Source organism: Paenibacillus nasutitermitis, assembly GCF_014641075.1.
GTDB lineage: Bacteria > Bacillota > Bacilli > Paenibacillales > Paenibacillaceae > Paenibacillus_Z > Paenibacillus_Z nasutitermitis.
The window spans coordinates 1-3,938 of the sequence record NZ_BMHP01000025.1; the positions used below are offsets into that span (position 1 = coordinate 1).

General features: G+C 54.5%; 2 protein-coding genes and 1 pseudogene. All 3 read right to left on the reverse strand.

Annotated elements, in window-relative coordinates; genetic code table 11:
* Positions 1-1,206 (reverse strand): annotated as a pseudogene (locus IEY46_RS36095) (DUF5060 domain-containing protein); the annotation flags it as partial.
* Between the two features lie 145 nt (positions 1,207-1,351).
* Positions 1,352-2,650 carry an FAD-dependent oxidoreductase gene (locus tag IEY46_RS36100; protein ID WP_189001238.1) on the reverse strand — a complete coding sequence of 433 codons (1,299 nt, stop codon included), beginning with the start codon at positions 2,648-2,650 and terminating at the stop codon, positions 1,352-1,354.
* A gap of 28 nt (positions 2,651-2,678) precedes the next feature.
* The coding region (locus IEY46_RS36105; protein ID WP_189001241.1) for a LamG domain-containing protein at positions 2,679-3,938 on the reverse strand (1,260 nt) is incomplete at its 5' end.

The following is a 3,938-nucleotide window of genomic DNA, read 5'->3' on the forward strand; positions in this document are numbered from 1 at the left end:
AAGTGAAATATCTCCCATTGTCACTGATCCGCAAAAAACCATGTTTGTATATTTCCAATTCCCCGGTATACGGTACGGATTGGAAGGTTATCGGGATACTCTTGTTCAGGCCGGTGTCCGCCGGATTGGTCGACTGCGTCGTCACCGTCCAGCTTCCCGTGGCCGTCGGCGCGAATCTGACTTTCCACGTATCCCCCCATCCCAGAAAGCCGGGCGTGTCAAGGTCTCTCCGTTCGGCCCGGTGAATGTAGCTGTTACATCTACGTCCATGAAGGGATGACTGTATGTCGCAGCACTGGATAGAGCAAACTCCATCTCGCGCCACTTGGCAACCGATGCGTCAATGGTCACATCGAGCGAACCCGTGATGCCTGATCCGTCATTAGCTGCAGCCTGTACGGTGACTATGCCCGGCGAGCTCGCAGTCAGGAAGCCGGTTTGAGCGTCAATCATCGCCGCTCCGGTCGATCCCGGCTTGGCATAGACAGACCAAGTAACGCTTGTGTCTGTAGCGGAGCTTGGCTGAACCCATGCATTCAATTGCATCGATAGGCTTGCTACAACATGGTTCGTAATAGAACCCTTCACTTGGATCTGATTCACCGGATTGCCCTGTGTGGAATACACTTGGATTTCATACAGATTAGCCCAGGAACGGGTTGTCAATCTTACATATCTCCCTGTTGTCCCCGCCGGCAGCAGAGCGCCGAAATCATTCGGCTGCGTCATGCTGTCGGTCGCTGTCAGGTCTCTCAAATACTCGTCTTGACTCCCGTCGCCGCTGACGACCTCCGTCCAGTTGACGGCATCGTCGGACACATAGACTTTGTTCACTCCGTCCCACAATCGGCTGAAGTATACTTTGACGTATTCCAGTGGCAATTTCCGGCCCAAGTCGATATAGAAATTAACGGCTCCGTAGCCTCCGGCCAACGTGCCCAGATTGCCGTCAGTCAAGTGCTCCCGGGCGCCTGACGGGCTCCCTTTCGCCGCATCATTGAACACCATGCCGTTGTAGGGCGTTACAGTCGAGCCTTGCGACACCAGATGCAGCCCGGCGGGAACCTCCGTATACGATTTCGTTCCGGAGGCGTTCGCATGTCCTGCCGGAATAAAGAGCAAGCAGATTATAATCACCAATAAACCGCAAATGAACCGCCATACATGTTTTTTCATCACCGTAAAAGAGTAGGCTGTTTCCATCATTCTTCACTCCTCCCTTTACATCAGCAAATCGATCACATCGGCAAGCGCTCTAGCTATTCATTCATTGGCAAAGGGTCCCGGATATTTCGTCCATATGCAGATAAGCGGCCGCCACCGATGAAGCATCGACTGCAGCCGCTTATCCTTATTCCCCCACCGTGTTCGGAGCGCCGTCAGCAAAGCCGAGCACCGCCCCCTGAGCGGTCAGTGCTTCCTGTACCTTGCGCACATCGAGCTCGCGCGGCAGCACTTTCCCTTTGGCACAAAGTGCAGCTGCGGTGCCTGCCGCTTGGCCGATGGCAATGGCAATCGGCTGCACGCGGATCGCCGAATGCGCCTCGTGAGTAGCTGAGATCGGGCGTCCGCCGATCAAGAGGTTCTCGATCTTCTTCGGCACAAGCGTGCGGAACGGAATGTCATACCACTCCCCTTCCGGCAAATGCTTCTCGATCGTGCCTTCCCCGTCCGGATTATGAATGTCGACCGGATAAGAACCCCGCGCGATGACGTCCTCGAACCGGCAGGAGGCTAGCAATTCGTCTGCCGTGAGCATATATTCGCCGACGACTCGGCGCGATTCGCGAACGCCGATTTGCGGTGCGGTCGTCTGCAGGTAGGCGTCTCTAAAACCAGGCACTTCCGCCTTCAGGAAGCGAACGAGCTGCTGCGCCTGGCGCCGCCCTTCGATTTCCGCATCCGTCAGCTCCCACGGATTCGTCGCATCTTTGCGGAGCACCCTTGTCGTATTGAAATGAATAACGCCGGGCTGGTTCGCATAAAACCAAAGCATATTTTCGCGAGGGCAATCGATTTCGCCGCGCTGCTTCGCTTCCAGGTACAGTTCCGTAATTTCCGCGATCGTTGGCATCAGGTCGATATCAACGTTCGCCATTCGGAAATTGAGCGTCATCGGTTGGCTCAAGCTGTCGACTGCCCGCCCCTTCTCGACGATGGCTCCGGCGAACGCAGCTAGATCGGCATCGCCGGTCGTGTCAACGTACATATGGGCGCTCAGATCGACAAGTCCCGCCTTATTCGCAAAACGCACCGCCTCGATATGCGTTCCGGCTTCGTCCATCCTCACTTCGCCAAGGAAGGTGTGATACAGCAGCTTGACGCCGGCTTCTAGGCAGAGCTGCTCCGAGGCGACCTTGAGCGCTTCGGGGTCGAATGCCGTCTTCTGCTTCGGATGCCCATACATGCCCATCTCCGACATCCGGTCGATCAGTTCCTGCAGTACCCCAAAAACGAGCTGCACGTTGCTGTTGCCCGAAGCCCAATACGACATCCACGGATTCACCATCATCGCGGTGCCGGCACCGCCAAGAAATCCGTATCTCTCCACCAGTAGCGTATTCGCACCCATCCGAGCCGCGGCTACAGCCGCTGCAATACCGCCTGGGCCACCGCCTACTACAATAACATCATACGTTTGCTTACTCACCTGATCTTCTCCTCCGTCTAACTGTGGGCTAATTCATATACGTATCGTGTAGCTTTAGGATTTGTTGCGGCGTGAGCGCCTTATCGTAAATTTGGATTTCATCCATCATCGCTTTCGTATAATCGACATTGTTGGCCGATTTATAACCGATTCGGATCGGTTCATTCGTATCCAGCAGCGAGCCGGATATGTCGTTGCTCACGCCCTCTTCGTTTCCGTCAATGTAAATGCGTGCGTTTTGGCCGTCGTAAACAGCTACGAGATGGTACCATAGTCCGGGTTGCAGCGGCACCGTAAAATTAGCCCTCGTACTATACCACCCCGCGCTCGCCGTACTCATTACAAAATGACCTTTTCCGCTCGGCGTGACGATGATTCGGTACGAATTACCGCTCATGGCGTCCGTTATTGCTTCTTTCCCGATGATGGAATAGTTTTGCGTCGGAAGGCTGGACAGATTCACCCAAAACGAAATACTGAATTGATCCATGCCGTCCAGCAACGGATGATCGGCAATGGTGGCATAATCGTCTACGCCATCCAAAATAAGCGCATGACCGCTGACATCGCCGTTCCCTATATCTGCTCCTTGGACAAGTGTTGCCGAATTGCCGTTACCCGATAAATCGATAATGGAATTGCCCGACTTCTCCTCAAAGCTCCATTCGCCTACGGGTGAAGGCAGTTCTACGTTACCAGAGTCGTCCGGCAGCTCATAACAGCTGCCGCTATCGCTTGCAGATTCTGCTATCGCTTGTTGTATGGCTGGATCGAGATCCGCAAGATTGCTTGGCTCCGTTTTGCGGTGGCCTGGCTTCTCCTTTTCGACGAGCAGCACCCAGTCCGCCGCGTTCGGTTTTAAGGGGATACACCAGGCTCCGGAGGAAGACGTAACCGGTTCGTTCAGCGGATAGTAGAGCCCTGTCAGCGGATCGAACCATTGTGCCCGGTAAGCGGAATCATCATCCATTTGCTTCAGCCTTCCAGTCTTCCGGTCGTTGTCGTAGAAATAAACAACATAACTCTCGTTGCCGTCCGATTTAAGCGATGTTTTCCCCGGTTTAACAAAATCCGCCCATGCGGTGTCACCGAATCTGGGGACGAGCTTCCACCAGTCCAGAGCGGTATAGAACCGCTTCATATAGCCCATTTGCGCACCGCCGGGCAAGTTCAATCCATCATACCACCCTAACCATTCGCCGTACTTCACCCCGTAATCGTCCTCGGCGTAAAGATCGTTCCAAATGCCCTGTGCTCCATATCCAAAGCCCAGGCTGCCGGATTGAAT